Origin of the sequence: Alteromonas sp. NFXS44 (genome assembly GCF_040148705.1) — a bacterium.
GTDB lineage: Bacteria > Pseudomonadota > Gammaproteobacteria > Enterobacterales > Alteromonadaceae > Alteromonas.
This window is the reverse complement of the sequence record NZ_JAGDEA010000001.1, coordinates 270,387-289,993: the sequence shown is the minus strand read 5'-3', so window position 1 is coordinate 289,993 and position 19,607 is coordinate 270,387. Positions and strand designations below refer to the sequence as shown.

Sequence of the window (19,607 nt, the reverse complement as noted above, 5' to 3'; positions counted from 1 at the left end):
ATATAGGAAATTCCTGGCATGGAGTTCTTCACTCAAATGCGGTTACTACATCCATTCGTTGGTGTAATATTCTTGCTATCTCAATTCCAGCTTCAACCTTCAAGTAATAAACAATGTGTTTTCCCACAGGAAAACTCATTGTATTTTCATACAGTTCCGGCCGCGTCCTGCCCATATGCGGACTATTGGCGATCTGCAGCATTGTCTCATGCAAAAGCAACACATATTTCTCTGCCTGGGGCTGCCCCCAATCAGCTATAGTCCTCGCCACAATAAGTCTTAAATCTTCCTCTGCAAGTTCAGATAACTTATAGCTTTCCATCAATTTCGTTACTCACTTCAGCGAATATATCCAGTGCTGATTTCCCTGAAGTTCGGCCCTCAGATAATTGCTGAAATCCTTTCCCGACCTCCTGCTTTAGTATCTCGAGTTGCTGTTGCTTCGAAATATCTTTTTCAAACAACAACCTCAAGCCATCTCTGATCACTTCACTCGCGGAAGTGTATAGTCCCGAAGCAACTTTCTCGTTGATACGTTTCTCAAATTCCGATCCAAGAGTAACATTCATTATAACCTCCACACGTTATGCCTGTATTATGCGCACGATATGTTCACTTTGCCACTCTGAATACAGGAATTTTTATTAGCAAGTTTGTTCTATCAATCATTAGTCACCGGGATTTTTCAATGAAACACCTCTGCCGAAAACATCCCCAACGTTCCACCCGCTGCTGACGCTTCTTCAAACAACTGAATCTTCTCTTTTGAAAGCACCGGCTCAGTGGATGCATTGCCTTTTTTACCGACCACCAGCAGTTGCCCGGACGCCAGCGCCGGCCAGTCATCACCGGCAGTCACCTTATCTTTTCCTGACTTAATAAATGCAAGCCATTGATTCTGTAGTAATTCTGACAGCGCCTTGTCTGCACCAGAGTACTGCCTGTCTCCGGCGTCGAGCTGACCAAACACGTAGGGGATTTCCGCCGAGTGAAAGCTGCCGAAGCCTTCAGGCGGACCGGGCGGTGCGTAATCGAACTGGTAAGCCAGAATATTTGCAGCATCGTGATATTGCTCTGCCCAGTTGAGCAGGCTCATTAACGCCCTGCTCTGCCAGTTTATCGCCGTGGTAAATGTCGATTCCGCCTGCACCGCCAATAAAGGCACCGCCGTGGATCCACACCAACACAGGCACTTTGTTGTCAGAACGGGTTGAAGGCATCCAGATATTGAGCGACAGGCAGTCTTCACTCATATCATTGTCCGTAAGAAACTCCGGTCCCCACGGCGCTTTCATGGGCGGAGGCGGCAGCTACAAACAATCTGGGCCAAAGTGCGTTGCATCACGCATGCCCTGCCATGCTGATGCAGGCTGCGGTGGCCGCCAGCGATTCTCACCGCCGGTACTGGCAGCATAAGGCACGCCCAGAAAAGCCCCGGTAAACGGGGCTTTGTTCAATCACACAATTAAAAGTCGTAAGATAACTTAACACCATAGGTGCGCGGTGCGCCAAAGTTCCAGGCGTAAATATCGTCAGACGCGGCGCTGGTATATCCCGAGAAGGTTACCGGCCGTTCGTTTTCCAGATTACGGACATAGGCCTGAATCCTGAGATCGCCATCGGCATTCGCATATTCAAGACTTAAATCCGTTTGCGTAAATGCGTCCTGCTGACCGTCGTTGAAATTGAAGATATTGGTGTAATAGCTGTCTTTGTAGCGGAAATACACACTGCCTGTGAGCGTTGCCCCACCGGATAAATCCCAGATTTGATCATACGCTGCAGAGACTACCCACTTCGGTGCCTGCGGCGTGTCGTTACCGCCAAGATCAGGCTGCACCACATTGTCCGGGTCCGGAGTTAAATCGCCTACACCATTGAGGTCGCACCCTAAGCACTGCACAGGCACACTGGCCAGCAGAGACTTATACTGGCTGTGCAGGTAGTTCGCATTCAGAGTTAACCGGCCGCTTTCTGTTACATAGGCAGTAAACTGCGACTCCAGACCATAGATTTCAGCTTTACCGGCATTGAAGGTTTGCGCACCCGTGCTGCTGTCAATCAGGGCGGTTACCTGCAGATCCTTATAATCATAGTAAAACGCCGACAAATTCAGTGTGTAGCGACCACTGGCATACCGGTTTTTGCTACCCACTTCATATGCCGTTACGGTTTCCGGTGCATAACTGCCTACACTGTCAAAACCACCTGCTTTAAATCCGGTAGAGATTTTACCGTAGTAAAGAGAGTCGCTGTTCTGCTGATAATTAAGACCAGCCGTCCAGGTAAATTTCGATGCATCGGCTTCTAAATCCAGTACCGTCGGCGCACCTTCAGTCAAAGGGGCTGAGCCGGAATTAAACTGGAAGCCAAAGTTATCAAACTGCGCATCTTTCTGATCTTTCGTCCAGCGGACACCAACAATAGCCGTCCATTTATCGCTGAACGGAATTTCCGCCTGACCGAATGCAGCGTACGACTTCGCATCAACAAACGGGCGGTAGAAATAGGTGATGTAGCTGCCGCTTTCACCGGCATAAGGTGTGTACAAACCACGTGACACGAACTGGGATTCATCAAACAGGAACAGACCGGTTTGCCAGATGATGCCACCTTCAGTTTCACTGTTCAGGCGGATCTCCTGACTCAGAGACTCTGAGTCCAGATTGTTGTTATAGAACATGTAAGCGGGAGCCAGGGGAGTTTGTCCGCTGGATTCAGAATCCCGGTAACCCACGCGATAACTTAATTCCAGGTTATCCAGGTAGTAAGTTACCCGACCCCGTGCAGCAATCTGGCTGGACTCAAACGTACCTACACCAGTCGCAGGGGCATCGTAATTATCGCGGTCTATTTGCGATAAGTAATCAGTATTTACCGGAATACACTGGATACCGTCCAATTCCGGTGCAATCTCCTGCCAGCCGCTGCCGGAACAGCCGTCAGCGAAATCAGGGCCGGTTTCATCTGCACGGTTCCCCTCTTCATTTACGTTCACATGCGCGCTTACATTGGATGTCTGGTCTACATCCACCAGTTCCACCGCACCATACAAAGACAAATTAGCCGTTGGCATGGAGGTGATAGAAATGCGTCCTGACGTCACATTCTGATCGTTACTGCGCTGATCAATATTAGGATGATAAGTGTAGCCGTCATTCTTAGCTCTTAACCCTGCCACACGGATGGCGGTGGTGTCGTTGACGGGAATGTCCACGCCGGCTTCAAAAGTTTTCTGACCAAAGTTCCCTACTGTCAAAGAAGCGTTGCCGCCAAATTCATCACCGGGACGACGGGCATGAATATTAATTGCGCCCCCAGTGGCGTTGCGCCCATAAAGCGTTCCCTGTGGCCCGCGCAGCACTTCGACACGCTCAATATCGAAAAGCGATGCATTCAAACTGATTGGACGGTTAAGGTATTCCCCGTCAATAGCGATGGTGAGTGACTGATCCTGCGTTTCATCGTTACTGTTGGTACCGATACCCCGGATAGCTATACGGGTGAAAACCGTATCGTTGGTGATCTGCACATCGGGGGCAAGACGGGTCAGGCCGTTGAGATCAGTAACCCCTGCCTTTTCAATATCCTTGCTGGTGAGTATGTTCATCGCAATAGGTACATCCTGCGCACTTTGAGACCGGTTCTGCGCAGTTACCTCTATAACTTCGTACTCAGTCTCTGTCGCCTGAGGTTGTCCGGCGTTTTCCTGCTCCTGTGCAACCGCACCGGTAGCAGAAACGCCCATGAAAGCTGACAACAACGCCAGAGTCAGTTTGCTCTTTTCCATTTCGCAATCCAATGTTAATGTGAATTTATTGGAATGCTAATTCTATTTGTGATTCAGATCAACATAACGTTAATTTATTTAACATTAATTCAATTGATATCAGCTTTACGAAAACTGTAATGAAATAAGCAAAAATGTTTATTTTCAACTACATGTGAATATAGATTGGACAATTAGAAAGCCACCATTAATTAGAACTTTAATTACAATTTACAAAATATCGTCGCAGGAGTGAATGCGGGGATTATTCGAAGCATGAACGGAGTGCATTACAGGGCCGGCAGGAGGGTAGAAGCCGGCCTTTAAGGAACGGAAAAACGTTAACTCACCACCAGCCCGAGAGGACTGAGCAACGATTCCTGTTGCCAGTCACATATTTTCACGCCGGTTAAATCCATTCTGCGGATGTCGAGTCCATGTAAATCCACATGGCGCAGATCACAGTTTTTCAGGCTGAATGTGCCCCAGCTGTCTGAGGAAAAATCGCCACGGCTTAGATCCGCTCCGTCCATACTGACGCCGCTGAGATTCGCACCGCGCCAGATGTTTTCAGTCAGTTCGCACTTCTCGAATAATTGCCCTTCGAAATCGGCATAACTTAAGTTACAGCCGGTGATGAATATCGAGCAAAAGTAAGATTTTGTGGTGATGAAGTTAGCAAAAGATGCCTGCCTGAAATCAGCGCCTTTTAAATCACAATCTCTGAATTCAGCGCCAAATCCGTCAGCACCACGGAAACTGGCCAGTGCCAGACGACAATTACGGAAGCTGGTATCGCGAATGTCAGCAAATGAAAAGCTGCAACCTTTGTCGCCGTCTGAAGTGGTGAAGGCACAACCGGAGAATTCTGCGCCTGATAATTTTGCACGGGTAAAGTCACAATCGATAAACCGGCAATTTTCGAATTTTACGGCTTCGAGGTCTTCATCAAAATGTTTTCCCTCAAACTGCTCGCCCTGATAATGCATAGTGGAATTCCTTTATTGCCTGAAAATACTTTTCGCTAAAAATAACTAAGCCGCCCGGCGAGGGGCGGCAAAGATCACACAGTTTCAATTACCGTCGGATCAGTAGAAACGGTATGTCGCAGAAACTCCCATAGTACGTGGTGCACCAAAGCTCCACAACTGCACATCATCCGGTCCTGCCGCTGTGTAAGAGTAAAATGTCAGCGGTTGTTCGTCTTCAATGTTTCTGACGTATGCCATCACTTCCCAGTCCTCTGATTCACTGATGTATTTCAGTGATAAGTCGGTTTGGGAGAAGCTGTCCTGCTTACCGTCATTATTATTAAACGCGGTCATGTAATAGTCGCTTTTCCAGCGGGAAAAGACGCTGGCGACCACTGATGCACCGTCAACTTCCCAATAGTGGTCGTAACCTAAAGTGAAGATGAATTCAGGTGCCTGCGACGGAGAATTACCCGCCAGACTGATGAGTTCGCCGTCAATACTGCTCACTGCTGTCGTACCGCAGCCACCCAGACACTGTACCGGAATGGCTGCCGCAAACTCGGTATATTCAGCGTTCAGGTAATTAGCTGATGCGGTGAAACGGTCTGAGTCTGTCAGCCAGGTGTTGTACGACACCTCACCACCCCAAATCCGTACCTTACCGGCATTGAAGGTTTGTCCGCCTTTTGTGGTGTCCAGCAGCACGGCAACCTGTAAGTCTGAATAGTCGTAGTAGAAAACCGAGCCATTCAGATTGCCTGAATCCAGCTGACTTTTTACACCGGCTTCATAGGCATAGAGGATTTCCGGGTCGTAAGCATTATTAGTACTGTCGAAACCACCGGCTTTATAGCCTTTGCTGGCTTTTACATAGTACATGGCGTCTTCGTCAGGCTCGTAGTTCAGGCCCACCGCCCAGGTAAACTCATCGTTGTTGAAAGCCAGATCCGCAGTTACGCCACCGGTAGTGTCGATAGGGCGGATAACAGGCTGCTCTTCAAAAGTCAGACCGCTGGGTAAGTTAGTTTGCGACGCTGTTTTTCTGTCGTGAGTCCAGCGGCCGCCAACAATGAGTGTAAACTCGTCATTCAGTGGCACATCAACCTGACCGAATATAGCCGACGATACGGATTCCACGTCAGGGCGATAGAAAGTGTTTACCCAGTAACCCTGAGGACCGTTAGGATAGGCACCGATATAAGCCAGCAGTGCTGAATGAACGTCCTGAGTTTCATTGAAATAAAACGCACCACCCTGCCAGAAGAATTTGCCTTCGCCACCGCTGATACGCAGTTCGTGACTCAGTGTTTTAATGTCGGTGTTTCGATAGAAAATGTATCCCGGATTCAGCGCCTCGTCCGCATCTACCGTACTGTCGCGGTAGCCCGCCAGATAAGAAATCGTGAAATCATCTGCATTGTAAGTCAGGTTAGCGCGGTATGCGTCGCTGTCTACTTTGTGGAAAGCGAACGGCGCAGTGCGTGGGGCATCAAAGTTCTCTTTATCGATGGTAGAAAGGTTATTGGTATTTGACGGTGCACACAGGGTATTCCCGTCCTGCACGCCTACCAGCGACCAGCCCGCTGATGTATTACAGTTACCGGTACCGTCATCCGCCTGACCGGAAGCGTTCAAATCGTAAGCCGCCAGGAATGGCACCTGCTGATCAAGTGAACTGGTTTCATACGCCAGATAAACCGTAAACTCATCCGTAGGCTCAAACTGGAAACCCACACGGGCTGCCTGAACATCCTGGTCACCGGATTCAGTATTTTGATTGGCATGCTGACGGTATCCGTCATGCTGCGTAGACGTCACAGCAATACGGGTCGCTGCGTTATCGCCAATTGGAATGTTTACCGCACCGTTAATTTTACGGGAATTGAAGTTACCCACATCCACTGTGCCCTCGCCGGTAAATTCGCCCAGTTGCGGTTTATTGGCAATGATATTTACCGCACCGCCAGTCGCATTACGGCCATACAGCGTACCCTGCGGTCCACGCAGTACTTCAACACGTTGCACATCGAACATCGCCGCATTCATCACACGGGGACGGTTTATGTATTCGCCGTCAATACTGACTGTCAGCGACTGATCCTGCGCCTCATCAGAACTTTCCGTAGAGATACCACGCAGGGATACCTTGGTGGCTATTGAATCGTTTGTGGTAACGAAATCCGGTGCAATGCGGTTCAGTGTCTGAATATCAGTCACGCCGGCATTTTTTAACTGCTCGCCGCTGACAACGCTCATTGAAATCGGTACATCGTTAACCGACTGAACGCGGTTCTGCGCAGTTACTTCAATGATCTCCAGATCACTTCCTTTCGGTTCACTCGTTTGGTCTGTAGCGGTTTCCTGTGCCAGAACAGACGTTGTCAGAAAACCTAAAGCGCAGCAGATAGCAGTATTCAGTGTTGATCTTTTTAAAGTGATGTAAGGCATGTGTCCACCAGTCAGTGTTATGTCATGTTCTGAACGGTAAGCCTCTTATTATTGTTATAAGGCTGTGTCGCTCTCCCAATTCACAAGCCAATCTTTTTGAAATGTGAATTGCAATTCTAAAATAATAGATCTAGATGAATAATGTCAACAGATTGTTAACATTAAATTAATCAATACTGACTATTTAGATAACGGGTAGTGACATTAAAGCACTGATTAAAAATGAAATTAATTGAATCACCGGGAACATGACGGGAACGAAAAAAGTGTATAAAGCCGAAAAAACCGGCCTCAAACATTTTTAGAATTAACATTCAATAAACAATGTAAAGAGTGATTATCGCCTGCGCTTTTCGCCGGTCAGACGTTGCGTTTCATGACAATTATCGCCAGTAAGGCCAACAGCGCAGCTAACAAAAACGGGATCCCTGCGAAAACCGGTAACGTATTGTCCGGAGTGGTAAACAAATGAAACAGCGGGGGAATCGCCAGCGGTGAGATAATGGCTCCCAGACTTCGTGTGGCAGAGAAAGCGCCCTGCGCTGCGCCCTGCGTGGATGCATCGGTCATGGCTGACAGCTGGCTCATTAATCCGGCATTACTCATGAAGCCCATGGCGCCTGGGAAGATAAAAATTAAGATGAACCACTGACTGGTGATGAAGGCAAATGCCAGCGAACTGATCACCAGGCCGGACATACCTATTAACGCCACAGCTTTGTCACCGAATCTGGCTGATAATTTACCCACAAGAATGCCCTGAGCAATAATGCTGCATATGCCATAGAAGCCCATAGACAAACCTATCTCTCTGGCGGTCCAACTGAACTGCCAGGTCGTAAAATACGGCCACACGACGGGCACTGTATTCAGTGCAATATGTAACAACAGCACCACGAGCAACAATTTAGGCACAGCCTTATTCACGCTGACCTGCTTAAATACTCCCCATGGACTGGCACCGGCCAGCCGGAAAGGCTTACGTGCTGATTCGGGTAAAGATTCTTTGAAAACAAACAGCCCCACCACCGCATTGGTCAGAATCAATCCGGCGGCAACCCAGATAGGCACTCTGTGTCCCCATTCGGCCAGCACGCCACTGAGTGTCGGCCCGAACATAAACCCGAGACCGTAGGCCGCGCCAAGGGTACCAAACCTTTTCGCCCGTTCTCCGGCTTCATACCTGTCAGCAATAAAGGCAGCAGCAACAGCGGGTGTTGCACCAAACAGACCGGCAAAACCCTGAGCCACAAAGAGCCAGGCAAGGGACGGGGAAAATGCCATCAGCATGTAGTTAATGCCGAATGCGAAAATTGATGTGACCAGCACCGGCCTGCGACCAATGGCATCACTCAGATTGCCGAGTAATGGCGTTGCGAAGAATTGTACTGTGGCAAACAGCGCAACAATTGCGCCGCCGTATACAGCAGCTTCAGAGACATTAACGCCTGCCAGCTCGCCGATGAGCGTAGGGATGATCGGCGCAAGCAGGCCGTGCCCCATGGCATCAAGGAACAATGAACAGTAAACAAAGATCATTGCCCCTGATGAGGTATTTTTCACGGTCATACTCGCTGTTTACACCGCTTGGGTGGTCAATGGCTTGCCTTCATAGTTGCCGGCAATAAACTCTGCCGCCCGGGCGGTCAGGGCCATTGACGTCAGCGTCGGGCCACAAGCGCCATTAGTGACGAAACTGCTGGCATCGGTGACAAACAGGTTTGGAATTTGCCAGCACTGATTATGCTTGTTAAGGACCGACGTTTCCGCTGTTGCGCCCATTTTAGCGCCGCCACATTCGTGTATAGCAGAGCCGAGACCCAGACTGCGCTTGTAAGACTGGCGGAACATCATGCGTTCAAACCAGTTCGCCGTTGGCATCAGAGAGTCCTTATTATGGATATCCAGTAAGCTGGCAGCAATTTCCACATTCCAGCCCATCTCTTTTACCATTTCCAGAATGGTCTGCATCTGTTTTGCCGCCATCTTTCTTTCGTTGTCAGACAACTGAATATGAATGTTGGCAACCGGAATTCCCCAGGCATCTTTCTTGCTCCGGTTTACTGTGATGCAGTTAGACTGACGGGGCAGCATTTCGCCCTGCACCGTTAAACCGAACAGCGTCGGGATGGTATCCGGCACCGGAATACGGCCAATCATGCCCTGAATGTTGAAACCGCGGATGAAATCGTAACGATTGTCATCAGCAGACAGATTCTGGAAGCGGGGAATGTAGAAACCACCGTGGTTATCGCCGGGATGCTTGCCGTCTACCAGTTCAAAGCCGGTGTGACCCGGAATGCTACCAAACACCACGCCGTTGGTCTGATCCATAAAATACTGGCCCAGCACACCGGAGCCATTTGCTAATCCATCTGGATTCGCCGCATTGGCAGAGTTCAGCAACAGACGCACACTTTCGATAGTTGACGCACACAGCATAACCACATTGGCTTTTACGGTGTATTTCTGTTTTGACTCGCGGACAACGAACGTCACACCTGTAGCAAGACCCGTTGATGAGTCGGTTTCAATCTGGCTGACAACGGCGTTATCACGTAATGTTAGTTTGCCTGTTGCCAGTGCCGCAGCGATTGGCGAGGTAATATGCTTACTGCCGGTATCATCCGGCAAGGTTGCCGATGACTGCACATAGCGCCACGGCGTGAGCTTGCGGTCTTCCCACTTATTCTGAATGGTATTTTTGAATTTTTCTTCAAATGAGCTGAGTCCTGCTTCGCGGATAAATTCGCCGTCCGGCAGGTTATCCAACCCTTCTTTGCGGCCAATAACGCCGAGGCTTTTTTCCACAGACTCATAGTAAGGTACGAGATCGTTGTATTCGATTGGCCAGTCTTCGCCGAATCCGTCGTGAGAAGCGGCTTTGAAATCGTAATCAGACATCCGCACCGCAACACGGCCCCATGACTGGAAACGTCCGCCAACCTGGCGGCCACGGATCCACAAAAAATCATCACCACTGGTGGTATAGGGATTTTGAAAATCGTTTACGAATAATTCTTTTTTGTCCGGTGAATACCATGAACACCGCGCCTGATTGTGCTGACCTGACACACCGGCTTTCATGCGGTCCCATACGTTCACAGGACGCTTCAGTGGCGGTCGGTTGAAAATGGCTTCGTCCAGAGCAGGGCCGGCTTCCAGCAACAAGACTTCCAGACCTTTTTCAGTCAACTCTTTCGCGGCAATACCACCGGTCGCACCGGAGCCCACCACAATGGCATCAAATTCTTTTGTTGTGTTCATGATTGCACCTCACAATTTTTATAGAACTTTAATTCTAAAACATAACAATCACAACCTTAAAGAGGCCTAAAAAAGATAAAAAAAGATCTTTATTTTTACAAAAATCTCTGAGAAGCCACCTTAAAAACGATTATATGAAACAATTTTGTTAAAAACATGATTGACAATTTGGAATACAAATTCCAATATTGATTGACACATTATCTGGAGATTCATTATGACACTCGAAGCTAACGTGATCCGGGACGATGCCGTTTCACGCACATCAGAGGGTTATGACGTTGCGGTGCACATTGCCTGGTATCGTTCATTACCTTTGTCTTGTATTGAAAGCATTACTATCACACTGGGCGACAAATCTTTTACCAGTGAAGATGTGAAATTGAAGTGGGAGGGTGAACTGTTGCCTCTCAGTGCGCTGGCAGACCGCACAGAAGACTGGTGGTTTGTGCAGGATGCGCTGACGTTTCAAGTGCCGGATGCATCTCCGGTGAATGCCGGCGAAACAACGAAGCTGGCGGTTTCTCTGGCCACCCGCATTCCTTACATCATCATCGGCCCTAACTTCCCACTGGTACAACGCACAGATGTCGAGAAAGAGGTAGCCGTACAATGAGTATTCAGCTTGGCGTAACAATATATTCGATGACCAATGAATGGTTATCCGGCCAGTACACCCTGCCCTCGCTCATCGATGAGGTCGGCAAGCGTAAATTGGGACCGGGCCTTGAGATGATTGGTTTTCAGAGCCTGCGTGGTTTTCCCGGCAAAGTCGATAAGAAGGACATCAGCGATTTCTTAAATGCCGTTGAGCGAAATGAACTTCAGCTTACTTCATTAGCAGGTAATGCTGATATCGCTACACATCCGAAAGCGTGGATGGATACCGAGCAAAGCGTAGAGTTTATGCGCCCGCAAATTGAGCTTGCCGGTGAAATGGGCTTTCCGGTTATGCGTATTCAGATAGGTCTGACCCCTGAGGTACTGGAAAAGCTGGAGCCAATCGCCCGTAAAGCCAACGTAAAACTGGGTATGGAAATTCACGCACCTGAAGGTCCGAATACGCCAAAGGTGATGGCTACCCGTGAAGTCTATGAACGCATCGATTCTGAATACCTGGGCTTTGTCCCTGATTTTAGTTCAAGTATGCGTGCTATTGCGCCGGGCATGATTGATAAGCTTAAAATGGCCGGTCTGTCAGACGCAGGTGTTGCCTCGTTAACAGCGCACTGGAAGGCAGAAGGCACGCCAATTGAACGTTACATGGCATTTGCCGAAACTGCGAAGGCAGCCGGTGAACCAGAATTGCCTGTTGCCCAGGCTCGATTAATTTTCACCATGTTCGGCCGTCAAAAGCCGGAAGACTGGAAAGAACTGCTGGACCGCACAGTACATATTCACGGTAAGTTCTATGAAGTTAACGAAGACAACACTGACTCTCCGTCTATTGATTACGCGGCTATCCTGAAAGTGTTTACACAGGCAGACCGTGAAATTTCCATGTCCAGTGAATGGGAAGGTCACGCATTCTGGGATGCTGATGAAGTCAGCGCATTTGATATGGTGGAAAAACATCACAAGATGTGCCGCCACATCATCAGTCAGTACTGATCCTCATTTCTGAGCACTACTCAGCGTCGTTCTTTTTGCGTGGGAACGGCGCTTTTTTATTTCCGTTTTATTTACGGCAAACATAAAAAAACCGCACCTGCTCAACTATCAGGTGCGGTTTCAACGGTTGTTATAACTTCAATCAGAAGCTATAACGGGCACTCAGTACAAAACGTCTGTCCAGTTCCTGAACAAAGAACGTGTTGTTTTGTGTACGGCCATACTGACGCTGACCTTCTTCCAGTAAGTTAATGACATCAAGGCTCATGGTGAAGTCATCAGTGAAGTCGTAGCTGACGTTCAAATCTAACTGCTTGTATTCATCAATGAACAGCGGGTTACGCTGTGACGATACAGAACGGTTAACTTCTGCCAGGAACGCATCACGCCAGTTGTAAGCGATACGGGTAGACAGGCCATTCTTCTCGTAAATTAATACGAGGTTAGCACTGTCACTTAAGCCTTCCAGAGCGAACTGCTCGATAGCAGGGCTCGCACCTACATCGTAACCAATATCACCGTCTACGATGGTGAAGTTAGCCTGGTAACCAAAGCCGCTGTCGCCGAAGAAATGCTGCCATGCGAACTCGTAACCGGAGATACGTGCACTCTGGTTGTTCACAGGTTGAGTCACCTCAAACTGCATTTCAGGGTCACCGGCTTGCGGCTCAACGTTGTTTGAAGCAAATACTGCATCAGCGAATGCCTGACCTTCTTCGAACTCATCAGCACCACCCGGGAAGTTATCCGGGTTGGTTAACAGTGCTGTCATGGTAAAGAAGTTACGCTCTGTCACTTCTACACCACGGGCTTCCAGTTCAGCAATCGCTTCAGCAGACACTGTACCGGCTGCACCGGAAGTAGGGTCAAGCAAACCGAACAGACCTTGAGAAACCTGCTGTGTACCAACGAAGTTGTCTACGTCTTTACGGTAGTAACCGACAGACACCATAGACGCATCACCGTAGTAATACTCTAAAGACAGGTCGAAGTTATTGGATTCGAGCGGATCCAGCGCGGCGTTACCACGGCTACCGGAACCCTGACCACCTAAATAGGTAGGACGACCCGGCGCACCCACTGTGGTTGCAGTGTACATCTGGTTATAGGCCGGACGGGCCAGCGTCATGCTGTAAGAAGCTCGGGCCTTCAAATCGTCAGTCAGGTTAATCGAGAAGTCGATATTCGGCAGGAACGCTTCATAAGAGTGTTTCTGCGACAGTGCCTGCGTTTCGTCACCCAGTACCATACGGAAGTCGTTGTCTGATACCCAGTTGATTTGCAGTGGAACGGTTTGTAAAGAAATCGACTCTACGTCTGTTTTCTCATAGCGTGCACCGACTACCAGGTTAGTCTCGAAACCACCCAGTTCGCCGTCCATTGACGCCATACCGTATAAAGACAGAATGTCTTCTTTCACTGTGTTATCAGCAGAAGAAATCGCATTAAACGTATCCAGAGTGTAACCGTACATAGGCGCGATGGTGTTAACCAGCTCTACCGCATTCCCCTTGAACGACACGCTACCTAACGGAATAGTCGTTGAACCGGCCGGAACAGCCATGGCGTCAGCACCAGCAACGCCAGTGATATTGGTATCTTCAAACGCACAGGCAGTACAGGTGATTTCCAGCAGACCTTCAGGAATATTACCTACATCAGCGACACCCCAACCACCAAGCTGCGCTTCGGTCTCAAAACGGTTCTGGTTCATCTCAGTAGAGATATAACCTACACCGAAATCGATTTTCACGTCTGCGCCCTGATCCCAGGTACCGTCAAAGCGGACCTGATCAACAGTTTGCTTCTGGTTAGATTCGATAGCACGGGCAACCTGCGGACCTACGTCCGGCATATCGAAAATACCGTTATTATTACCCTTAATTGAATCGTCTACCACGATGCTCACTTGCGGGAAGCCTGAAGACATATCAACCGTCTGCCAGCCAGCAGTTGCACCGGCAACGTTCATACGTACAACGTTTTTACCGGAAGGACCGTCACCTCCACTTGTAGCTTCTGATGACGCCACGTCAAAACGCAGGTTCAGTTCATCAGACACCCACCAGTTCGCATTTAAGCCGAACGAGTGCATTTCATCTTTCGCGGCCAGCGCCAGGTTCTGGAAGAAGAAGTCTTTACCGCCGTCGATGTCTTCACTGAAACGGATAGGTGTCGCAACAATGGGGTTACCATCGAATTCCATGTCAGTAAACTGACGGGCAAACCAGACACCATCAGTGATAGAGGTGGATTCCATGGTGTTGCTTGCATAAGTCGCATCAGCAGTAATGGTTAAAGTATCTGACGGTGCGTATTGCAACGTAACCATACCGTTTAAACGCTCACGGCTGTCTTCGTTAACACCGTAACCTACGTTAGGCGGCATCGCCACCAGCTGACCTTCTTCCGGCGGATTGGTAACAGTTGCACCGTCGACCAGACCAAAGGTACCCGGAGAAGTAGAATCCCAGTTAAACAGCTGATACTGAGACACGTTCATCACGCGGCTACCGGAATTACGTTCCTGATAAGAACCAAATACTGCTACACCCAGGGTGTTGTCGTCGTTAGACCAGTTACCCATACCACTCAGTTCCGGCGTTACGCCGTCACCACTTTCGTCTTTCATTGCCTTAGCTCCGAAAGACATGCGGTTTTCACCCTGAGCCAGCGGCTTTATGGTATTAATATTAATTGTTGCACCGATACCACCTGACGGTACTGCTGCACGGCCGGTTTTGTATACTTCAATACCGCTTACACCTTCAGAGGCAAGGTTAGAGAAGTCGAATGAACGGGTAGAGCCGGAAGCCCCCTGGTCATCTGAGTTACCGGTAATTGATGCTACGTTTGCAGCCGGCATCTGACGGCCGTTTAACGTGATTAAGTTGAAGTTACCACCAAAACCACGCACGGTAACTTCAGAACCTTCACCGTTTACACGGTTAATTGATACACCGGTAATCCGTTGAAGTGATTCTGCCAGGTTAGTATCAGGGAATTTACCCATGTCTTCTGCCGAAATGGCATCAACAACACCTGATGACTGACGCTTCACGTTCATAGATTGAGACAGTGATCCCCTAACACCACGGACTTCAATCTGTTCCATTTCTTCAGGCGCTTGCTGAGCAAAGGCCTGTGACGCAACCACAACGCTTAGAGTACCTGCCACCGCGCATGACAGTTTTGATTTTTTAAACATTATTTGGTTTCCAATTGAGTTTTTGTGACACAAATGAAATGCATGTCCCTTACTGAGCGCCCCGTGATATCGATGTCATTATGGTTTCACGCTTTGGCTCTCAGACCCCATCACACATTTCGCGTATCGGGCTATTTCTCTCTTCATCGCCCTTTTTGTTGCATTAAACGCTTAAAAAGTTAATTTAATGTAACAGGTAGGTTATATATTAAACATGCGTTTGAATGCAAGCATTTTGTAAAGGCGCTTAACAAATGATATCGATAGTCATTTACAGGTAACAAACTATCTGTACCCTTATTTATTTTTCTCTGACACCGTTACTCCACTTTCTTCACTACACTGCCATTACCTTGAGTATTCGCCGGGGCGATAGGGTCATTCCGGATAAACGATGCGGATTTCGTTGAAAGCTTCTTCGATGATGGGCAAAGATGAACGGATAAATTTATTTTTCAAAAATCAGGGCAGGCTTTGTCTGTCCGTATCAGGAGTCCGTTATGTTCGAACCGTTCAAGGGCAATTACGTCTGGAATCTGCAAGTTAATCTGGCGCTCGTATGCGGCGGCAATCACGGTGAAGTGGATGAAGCTTGCCGGCCTATTCTGGAGGCAGCGGCTAATGGCGAAGATGCCGGTACTGAATTGCTTTTTGACAGCTGGATTGCTGTGGCAAAGCAGGTCGAAGAGAACGCCCGCAAAGATGAAGAAGAAGGCTATTTGTTGTCTGCCGGCACAAAGTACGCCCGCGCATCCGGTTACTATTTGTCTGCCGAACGCATGCAATCCAGAGATTATGCTCCCCGTTGGGAAGCTTACGACAAAGGACTGGCGCTGTACCGTAAACACGTAGAGTGCAGCGGTTTGCATGTGGATTTTGTGGATATTCCTTACGAAGGCACATCTTATCCCGCCATTTTTGTTCACGACGGCAGTGGCATTAAGCGTCCGGCGCTGGTTTCAGTCAATGGCCTGGACTCAATGAAAGAACAGGTAAACATGGCGGGTCATGGTAAATCTAACCTGGACCGGGGCATGTACACTTTGTTTGTGGATCAGCCCGGTACCGGAGAAGCACTGCGTAAACGCGGTCTGACTGCGGTGTACGATACAGAAAAATGGGCAACACCGGCATTTGACTATCTTGCATCCCGTGATGATGTGGATGCCAGCCGGATTGGCATTTTCGGACTGTCACTGGGTGGTTATTACGCGCCACGTGCAGCTGCAAATGAACCCCGTTTTGCGCTGTGCGCAGTGATGGGTGCTAACCATGTTTGGGGCCAGAGACAAAAGGAACGCATGGAGCGTGAAGGTGAAAACCCTGTGCCACATTATTGGGATCACGTTCTGTGGGTATGGGGAAAGGAAAACCTCGATGACTTTATGGCTTATATGCCTAATGTGACACTGGATGGTCAAATCGAAAAAATGAAGATGCCGTTTCTGGTTACCCACGGTGAAGGCGACCGCCAGATTCCGGTAAGCAATGCCTATCGTTCATATGAACAGGCAGTAAACAGTGCACACCGCCATATCCGTGTATTCACAAAAAAAGACTTTGAAATTGAACACTGTGGCGCCGACAACGGTACCGGCATGCGGGATTACATTGCCGATTGGTGCGCAGCACAATTTGAGAAAATGAAGTAACACGTTTTTAAAGCTGAACACCAAAAAGCACACCGGGATCCTCTCCGGTGTGCTTGTTCCATCTGTCCGTCAATTGTTTCTATCCTGTATCTGAGTTGTAAATAACCTTCATCCAATCAAGCGATTTCAAACCCGCCCCCCATCTCTCTACACTGCTTTTAAGTTTAAGAAATGATGGATTTACCATGAATATTATTGGTTTAGACGAACTGGTATTCGGTGTTGACGACGTACAGGCTTGTTGCCAGTACCTCACCGATTACGGTCTTGTTCCTGTGGAAGTATCTGATGAAGGTGGCCGCTTCGAAGGACAGGATGGCACCGCTGTTATCATCAGGCACAAAGATAATGAAACTTTGCCAGCCCCCTTACCTACTGCATCAATGCTGAGACAAACCGTGTATGGCGTAGATAACCAGGCCACGCTTGATGCCATCAGGGCGGAACTGAGCACTGACCGTGAAGTAATCACGGGTGACGACGGTAGCTTGACGACCTTGGACAACAGCGGTTTTGCACTGAAGTTTCAAATCACCTGCCGTAGGGCGTTTACCGGTAAAAATGAGCATATTAATTCTCCGGGTTTCGCACCACAGCGTCCGGTGAATGAACCCGGCGCAGATGACAGCTACGTTATCATTCCTGCCAGCTTGTCCCACGTCGTCTATTTTGTCCCGAATATTAAAGAGGCTGAGTCGTTCTACATCGACAGACTCAGGTTCCGGGTTGCCGATCGTTTCACCCAGTTGGGGCCGTTTCTGCGCCCGCAGGGCACTCTTGATCACCACTCCCTGTTTCTCATTGATACCCCGCCGCATATGCAGGGTTGTGAGCATTTTACTTTCCACCTGGCCGGGCCAAACGAGCTGCTATTGGCGGGTAAGCGTTTTCAGGATAAAGGCTACGAAACCTTCTGGGGTCCGGGCCGGCATATCTTCGGTTCAAACTACTTCTGGTACTTCAACAGCCCCATGGGTGTGCACGTTGAATACGATGCAGACATGGATCTGCATGATGACAGCTGGATGCCACGGGAAGCCATGGCCAGCGCAGACGCCTCGCAAATTTTCAATTTCACTCTGGTGAAAAAATGGATGCCCGGTGGCGATCCGCACTGATGGCATCACCCTGTGTGCGCTGGACGATATTCCGCTGAATACCAGTAAGGGCTTCAGCACCGGCGCACAGCAGGCAGCGTCTATTTTTGTAGTGAGAACCGGCCAGAGCAGTATTGCTGCTTTTCGTAACAGTTGTCCGCACAAGGGCTACGAACATGCGTCCATGGCCTGGAAAAAAGATGCTTTTCTGGACGGGTCTGGCCAGTTCATTAAATGCGGCTCACACGGCGCACTGTTCGAACGCAACACCGGTTTATGTATTTCCGGCCCCTGTAAAGGGAGTCACTTAACGCCGGTACAGGTAGAAATAAACAGTCACGGGGATCTGGTCTGGTACCCGGACTCAGAAACAAAAAGAGCATGAACATGACATCATCAGTAAATAAAGTGCTAATTGTCGGTGGCGGCTTCACCGGAATGTCTACAGCCATTCTGCTAAGTAAACAGGGAATAGAAGTACACCTTGTTGAGCTGGATGAAAAATGGAAAACAGACGGTGCCGGTATCACCGTTAGCGGTCCGTCGCTGCGAGCCATAGAGCAGATTGGCCTGATTGACGAATTCCGCCGCCACGGTGCTATTTGCCAGAACGTCGACATGCTCACCGCAGACGGTACATTCCTGCGTCAAATTGTTACCCCTGCGGTGCCCGGCTCAAGTATTACCGGCGGTGGCGGCATCATGCGCCCGGTACTTGCCGGCATTCTGGCTGAAAAAGTGCAGCAAAGCGGCGTACATGTTCATCTTGGCTGCACCTACGAAACACTGACAGAGCAGGAAGACGGCATGAAAGCACTTCTGACAGATGGCTCTGAGCATGTGTTTGACATGGTACTGGCCGCAGATGGTGTATTTTCTAAAACCCGTGAACAGTATTTTGCCGGTGCACCGGTGCCTCAATATACCGGTCAGGTGGTATGGCGCGCGGTGGTGGAGCGTCATGGCCTTGAACGTCCGGCATTGTTTTACGGAAGCAACGGTAAATTAGGGTTTACCCCGGTGTCATCCACCCACATGTACCTGAACTATACCGAACAACGGCCAAAAAAATCCCGAATCCCCGATGATGAGCTACTGCCTTACCTCCAGAACTTGATTGCGCCTTTTACTGCACCGGTGATTGAAGCAGTAAAAGCAGAACTCTCTGAGTCATCCAGTATTCTGGCACGCCCGCTGGAAGGGATGATCATGCCCCGCTCCTGGTTTAAAGGCCGCATATTGCTGATGGGGGATGCAGTGCATGCGACAACACCCCATCTGGCATCAGGCGCGGGTATGGGCCATGAAGATGCAGTGGTGATAGCCGATGAAATTGCATCAGGTGGCAAGGTAGAAGAGATCTTCACCCGCTTTGAGAATCGCCGCTGGCCCCGTTGCAGCATGATAGTGACTAACTCAAAACGCTTAGGTGAAATTGAGCAAACCGGTGGTTCAAAAGTAGAGCATATTCAGGTTATGGCGTTGACCATGAGCGCATTAATGGCGCCAATTTAACACCTGCTTATTAGTAATACGAAAGCCTTAAGTAAAATAATGTTTTCTTTGTTGTAATCATATAGT

General features: G+C 49.0%; 15 protein-coding genes and 1 pseudogene. 6 read left to right on the top strand and 10 right to left on the bottom strand.

The genetic code is table 11. The features are described 5' to 3' along the window. Positions 1-28: 28 nt before the first annotated feature. From J3369_RS01265 to J3369_RS01225, 9 genes and pseudogenes are all read right to left on the bottom strand, one after another. Positions 29-322, bottom strand: coding sequence for a type II toxin-antitoxin system RelE/ParE family toxin (locus tag J3369_RS01265; protein WP_349582837.1), 294 nt, complete (start codon positions 320-322; stop codon positions 29-31). Continuing rightward, on the bottom strand, positions 309-569 hold the full coding sequence (locus tag J3369_RS01260; RefSeq protein WP_349582834.1) for a type II toxin-antitoxin system ParD family antitoxin: 261 nt from the start codon (positions 567-569) through the stop codon (positions 309-311). Before J3369_RS01260 ends, J3369_RS01265 begins: the two co-directional genes overlap by 14 nt. A gap of 116 nt (positions 570-685) precedes the next feature. After that, positions 686-1,156 (bottom strand): carboxylesterase family protein, encoded by a 471-nt coding sequence (locus J3369_RS01255; RefSeq protein WP_502877392.1) that lies wholly within the window; start codon positions 1,154-1,156, stop codon positions 686-688. A gap of 7 nt (positions 1,157-1,163) precedes the next feature. Further along, positions 1,164-1,421, bottom strand: a pseudogene (locus J3369_RS22010) (carboxylesterase family protein); the annotation flags it as partial. A 44-nt stretch (positions 1,422-1,465) separates the two neighbouring features. After that, positions 1,466-3,790: a TonB-dependent receptor gene (locus J3369_RS01245; RefSeq protein WP_349582825.1), complete on the bottom strand. Its 2,325-nt coding sequence runs from the start codon at positions 3,788-3,790 to the stop codon at positions 1,466-1,468. Positions 3,791-4,110: 320 nt separating this feature from the next. Next, the gene (locus J3369_RS01240; RefSeq protein ID WP_303573353.1) at positions 4,111-4,758 is read right to left on the bottom strand and encodes a Qnr family pentapeptide repeat protein; all 648 of its coding nucleotides are present in this window, start codon (positions 4,756-4,758) and stop codon (positions 4,111-4,113) included. Between the two features lie 99 nt (positions 4,759-4,857). After that, on the bottom strand, positions 4,858-7,191 hold the full coding sequence (locus J3369_RS01235) for a TonB-dependent receptor (protein WP_349582821.1): 2,334 nt from the start codon (positions 7,189-7,191) through the stop codon (positions 4,858-4,860). A gap of 360 nt (positions 7,192-7,551) precedes the next feature. Next, entirely contained in the window at positions 7,552-8,760 is a 1,209-nt protein-coding gene (locus J3369_RS01230; protein ID WP_349582818.1) for an MFS transporter, read from the bottom strand. A gap of 9 nt (positions 8,761-8,769) precedes the next feature. After that, entirely contained in the window at positions 8,770-10,458 is a 1,689-nt protein-coding gene (locus J3369_RS01225; RefSeq protein ID WP_349582815.1) for a GMC oxidoreductase, read from the bottom strand. 217 nt (positions 10,459-10,675) lie between these two features. Here J3369_RS01225 and J3369_RS01220 point away from each other — a divergent pair, with 217 nt between their 5' ends. Then, positions 10,676-11,074 carry a C-glycoside deglycosidase beta subunit domain-containing protein gene (locus tag J3369_RS01220; RefSeq protein ID WP_349582813.1) on the top strand — a complete coding sequence of 133 codons (399 nt, stop codon included), beginning with the start codon at positions 10,676-10,678 and terminating at the stop codon, positions 11,072-11,074. Continuing rightward, on the top strand, positions 11,071-12,069 hold the full coding sequence (locus J3369_RS01215) for a sugar phosphate isomerase/epimerase family protein (protein WP_349582810.1): 999 nt from the start codon (positions 11,071-11,073) through the stop codon (positions 12,067-12,069). Before J3369_RS01220 ends, J3369_RS01215 begins: the two co-directional genes overlap by 4 nt. 142 nt (positions 12,070-12,211) lie before the next feature. Here J3369_RS01215 and J3369_RS01210 read toward each other — a convergent pair whose 3' ends face one another. Then, positions 12,212-15,277: a TonB-dependent receptor gene (locus tag J3369_RS01210; RefSeq protein WP_303573347.1), complete on the bottom strand. Its 3,066-nt coding sequence runs from the start codon at positions 15,275-15,277 to the stop codon at positions 12,212-12,214. 500 nt (positions 15,278-15,777) lie between these two features. Between J3369_RS01210 and J3369_RS01205 the strand changes: the two genes are divergently transcribed. The 4 genes from J3369_RS01205 (at position 15,778) to J3369_RS01190 (ending at position 19,541) form a co-directional block, all read left to right on the top strand. Next, the gene (locus J3369_RS01205; RefSeq protein WP_349582806.1) at positions 15,778-16,929 is read left to right on the top strand and encodes an alpha/beta hydrolase family protein; all 1,152 of its coding nucleotides are present in this window, start codon (positions 15,778-15,780) and stop codon (positions 16,927-16,929) included. A gap of 185 nt (positions 16,930-17,114) precedes the next feature. Further along, entirely contained in the window at positions 17,115-18,047 is a 933-nt protein-coding gene (locus J3369_RS01200; protein ID WP_349582804.1) for a VOC family protein, read from the top strand. Next, entirely contained in the window at positions 18,031-18,411 is a 381-nt protein-coding gene (locus tag J3369_RS01195) for a Rieske (2Fe-2S) protein (protein WP_303573344.1), read from the top strand. Before J3369_RS01200 ends, J3369_RS01195 begins: the two co-directional genes overlap by 17 nt. Positions 18,412-18,413: 2 nt before the next feature. Further along, the gene (locus J3369_RS01190; protein ID WP_349582800.1) at positions 18,414-19,541 is read left to right on the top strand and encodes an FAD-dependent oxidoreductase; all 1,128 of its coding nucleotides are present in this window, start codon (positions 18,414-18,416) and stop codon (positions 19,539-19,541) included. The last annotated feature ends 66 nt before the right edge of the window (positions 19,542-19,607 follow it).

Bases quoted from the DNA above. Each gene is read 5' to 3' on its own strand.
- J3369_RS01205 (WP_349582806.1), top strand. From the start codon at position 15,778: ATGTTCGAACCGTTCAAGGGCAATTACGTCTGGAATCTGCAAGTTAAT.
- J3369_RS01190 (WP_349582800.1), top strand. From the start codon at position 18,414: ATGACATCATCAGTAAATAAAGTGCTAATTGTCGGTGGCGGCTTCACC.
- J3369_RS01230 (WP_349582818.1), bottom strand. From the start codon at position 8,760: ATGACCGTGAAAAATACCTCATCAGGGGCAATGATCTTTGTTTACTGT.
- J3369_RS01235 (WP_349582821.1), bottom strand. From the start codon at position 7,191: ATGCCTTACATCACTTTAAAAAGATCAACACTGAATACTGCTATCTGC.
- J3369_RS01225 (WP_349582815.1), bottom strand. From the start codon at position 10,458: ATGAACACAACAAAAGAATTTGATGCCATTGTGGTGGGCTCCGGTGCG.
- J3369_RS01215 (WP_349582810.1), top strand. From the start codon at position 11,071: ATGAGTATTCAGCTTGGCGTAACAATATATTCGATGACCAATGAATGG.
- J3369_RS01220 (WP_349582813.1), top strand. From the start codon at position 10,676: ATGACACTCGAAGCTAACGTGATCCGGGACGATGCCGTTTCACGCACA.
- J3369_RS01200 (WP_349582804.1), top strand. From the start codon at position 17,115: ATGAATATTATTGGTTTAGACGAACTGGTATTCGGTGTTGACGACGTA.
- J3369_RS01240 (WP_303573353.1), bottom strand. From the start codon at position 4,758: ATGCATTATCAGGGCGAGCAGTTTGAGGGAAAACATTTTGATGAAGAC.
- J3369_RS01245 (WP_349582825.1), bottom strand. From the start codon at position 3,790: ATGGAAAAGAGCAAACTGACTCTGGCGTTGTTGTCAGCTTTCATGGGC.
- J3369_RS01265 (WP_349582837.1), bottom strand. From the start codon at position 322: ATGGAAAGCTATAAGTTATCTGAACTTGCAGAGGAAGATTTAAGACTT.
- J3369_RS01210 (WP_303573347.1), bottom strand. From the start codon at position 15,277: ATGTTTAAAAAATCAAAACTGTCATGCGCGGTGGCAGGTACTCTAAGC.
- J3369_RS01260 (WP_349582834.1), bottom strand. From the start codon at position 569: ATGAATGTTACTCTTGGATCGGAATTTGAGAAACGTATCAACGAGAAA.